The organism is Desemzia sp. FAM 23989, assembly GCF_045528345.1.
Taxonomy (GTDB): domain Bacteria; phylum Bacillota; class Bacilli; order Lactobacillales; family Carnobacteriaceae; genus Desemzia.
On sequence record NZ_JBGQQT010000045.1, the window covers coordinates 1 to 1,366 of the forward strand.

The following is a 1,366-nucleotide window of genomic DNA, read 5'->3' on the forward strand; positions in this document are numbered from 1 at the left end:
GAATAGTGTTCTTTGAAAACTGGATATTGTCTAATAGAAACATTTAAGTAAGAAACCGAGAAACACACCGCGTTTAAAAGAGTTTTTTAATTGTTCTTATCGCAAGATAAAACAAGCAACTTCGGTTGCAACACAATTAGTAATGATAGGTTAAGTTACTAAGGGCGCACGGTGGATGCCTTGGCACTAGAAGCCGATGAAGGACGGGACGAACTCCGATATGCTTTGGGGAGCTGTAAGTAAGCTTTGATCCAGAGATTTCCGAATGGGGGAACCCAGCATCTTTAATAGGATGTTACTGCTGACTGAATACATAGGTCAGTAGAGGTAGACGCAGAGAACTGAAACATCTAAGTACCTGCAGGAAGAGAAAGAAAATTCGATTCCCTTAGTAGCGGCGAGCGAACAGGGAAGAGCCCAAACCAAAGAGCTTGCTCTTTGGGGTTGTAGGACTGAACACATAGAGTCATAAATGAACGTTGTAGAAGAAGCGTCCTGGAAAGGACTGCCGAAGAAGGTAAAAGCCCTGTATTTGAAACAACATTCACTCTGTTCAGTATCCTGAGTACGGCGGAACACGAGAAATTCCGTCGGAATCCGGGAGGACCATCTCCCAAGGCTAAATACTCTCTAGTGACCGATAGTGAACCAGTACCGTGAGGGAAAGGTGAAAAGAACCCCGGAAGGGGAGTGAAACAGCACCTGAAACCGTGTGCTTACAAATAGTTAGAGCCCGTTAATGGGTGATAGCGTGCCTTTTGTAGAATGAACCGGCGAGTTACGATTACATGCGAGGTTAAGTTGATAAGACGGAGCCGTAGCGAAAGCGAGTCTGAATAGGGCGTTTGAGTATGTGGTCGTAGACCCGAAACCAGGTGACCTACCCATGTCCAGGTTGAAGGTGCGGTAAAACGCACTGGAGGACCGAACCCACGTACGTTGAAAAGTGCGGGGATGAGGTGTGGGTAGCGGAGAAATTCCAATCGAACTTGGAGATAGCTGGTTCTCTCCGAAATAGCTTTAGGGCTAGCCTCGGAATTTAGAATCATGGAGGTAGAGCAACTGTTTGAACTAGGGCCCCTTATCGGGGTACCGAATTCTGATAAACTCCGAATGCCATTGATTCATGTCCGGGAGTCAGACTGCGAGTGATAAGATCCGTAGTCGAAAGGGAAACAGCCCAGACCACCAGTTAAGGTCCCAAAGTTTATGTTAAGTGGAAAAGGATGTGGGGTTGCTTAGACAACTAGGATGTTGGCTCAGAAGCAGCCATCATTTAAAGAGTGCGTAATAGCTCACTAGTCGAGTGACCCTGCGCCGAAAATTTACCGGGGCTAAACATAACACCGAAACTGTGGATAGAACC

At 46.5% G+C, this 1,366-nt stretch carries 1 rRNA gene (cut by a window edge); it reads left to right on the forward strand.

Features of this window, described 5'->3' with window-relative positions:
• Window positions 1-148 precede the first annotated feature (148 nt).
• Window positions 149-1,366: ribosomal RNA gene (locus tag ACEN36_RS12870) — 23S ribosomal RNA — on the forward strand; its annotated part runs 1,359 nt beyond the window's last position; the annotation flags it as partial.